2 protein-coding genes are annotated in these 1,399 nt (G+C 74.8%); both read left to right on the top strand.

Annotation, left to right across the window (positions count from 1 at the left end; all coding sequences use genetic code 11):
- Window positions 1–322 (top strand): hypothetical protein (locus Q7W29_01695; GenBank protein ID MDO9170524.1); only part of this gene is annotated, 322 nt, incomplete at its 5' end.
- 46 nt (window positions 323–368) lie between these two features.
- Window positions 369–1,328, top strand: a complete 960-nt coding sequence (locus tag Q7W29_01690; GenBank protein MDO9170523.1) for a glycosyltransferase family 2 protein — start codon at window positions 369–371, stop codon at window positions 1,326–1,328.
- Window positions 1,329–1,399: the final 71 nt, after the last annotated feature.

The following is a 1,399-nucleotide window of genomic DNA, read 5'->3' as shown; positions in this document are numbered from 1 at the left end:
CTTCTCGGTGGACGCGCTCGAGGCGATCACCGACGCCGCCCTCGTCGAGCGGCACCGGCGTGAGCACGCCGTGCAGCAGTACTACCGCCGCGACGAGCTGCGCGACCTCCTGCGGTCCGTCGGGTTCCGGGACGTCGTCGTGGAGCCCGTCTTCAGGAGCCCCTTCGCCGTGGCGCTGTTCCGCCGCGGGATCGAGCGGGGCTTCAACTTCGGCCGCCCGCGCACGGCCGCGCTGACGCGGCGCTTCTTCCGGGAAGAGGCGGCCTGCCCGCCGGACCGGCCCGGGCTGTTCCTGATCGCCCGCGCCGTCAAGCCGCGGTGAGGGGGCCCATGGGCGAGCGCGACCTCGGACGGACCGGGTGCGGGACATGACGCCGGCGCTGTCGATCATCATCGTCAACTGGAACACGCGCGACCTGCTCGGCCCGTGCCTGGCCTCCCTGGAGGCCGCCCTGGCCGGGTTGCCCGCGCGCACCTACGTCGTGGACAACGGATCGTCGGACGGCTCGGTCGAGTTCGTCCGCCGCGAGTTCCCCTGGGTGGACCTCGTGGACGCAGGCCGCAACCTGGGCTTCGCGGCCGCCAACAACCTGGTGCTCCGGCGGCTGGAGGGCACGGCGGTCCTGCTGCTGAACCCGGACACGGTCTGCCGACCCGGGTCGCTCGCGGCGCTGCACGCCTTCCTCGCCGCGACGCCACGGGCGGCCGCGGTCGGCCCCACGCTGACCGACGCCGACGGCGGGATCACGATCTCGTACGGCAACCTGCCGGCCCTGCGCTACCACCTGCTGGAACTGCTGGGTCCCCCCCGGCGCCGCTGGCCGCCCCGCCTGCGCCGGGCCACGTTCGCCCGGATCCCCGACCGCGACGACCGGACGCTCAAGGTCGGCTACGTCGCCGGCGCCTGCATGATGATCTCGGCGGAGGCGCTGCGCGAGGTGGGCCCGCTCGACGAGCGGTTCTTCCTGTACTTCGAGGAGACCGACTGGTGCGCCCGCGCCGCGCGGCTGGGGTGGGACGTCTACCACTACGCCGGCGCCGAGGTCGTCCACCTGGAGGGGCGCGCCGCGGCCCGCGCCGGCGACTTCGCGCTGGCGCAGTTCCAGCACTCCTACCGCCTGTTCGTGGCGAAGCACCGCGGCGCCCGGTGGGTGCCGCTGTTCCGCGCGGCGATGTGCCTGGAATACGGGCTGAAGGGTGCGGCCCGCCGCCTGCTGGCGCTGCGCCCGGGGCCGGGTCGCGCCCGGAACGCGGCCCTCGCCGACAACTTCCTGCGACAGGCCCGCCTGCAGTTGCGGGGCGACGTCGCACCGACGCCGCCCCGCTGATCCTCTCCACATCGATCCCAGCGTCTAGTCCGCGCCGCCGCCCTCGCCGGCGCCGCCGCCGGAGAACCCGG

The organism is bacterium, assembly GCA_030654305.1.
Taxonomy (GTDB): Bacteria; Krumholzibacteriota; Krumholzibacteriia; order LZORAL124-64-63; family LZORAL124-64-63; genus PNOJ01.
The sequence above is the reverse complement of the archived record's forward strand: the minus strand, read 5'-3'. Positions and strand labels throughout refer to the sequence as shown.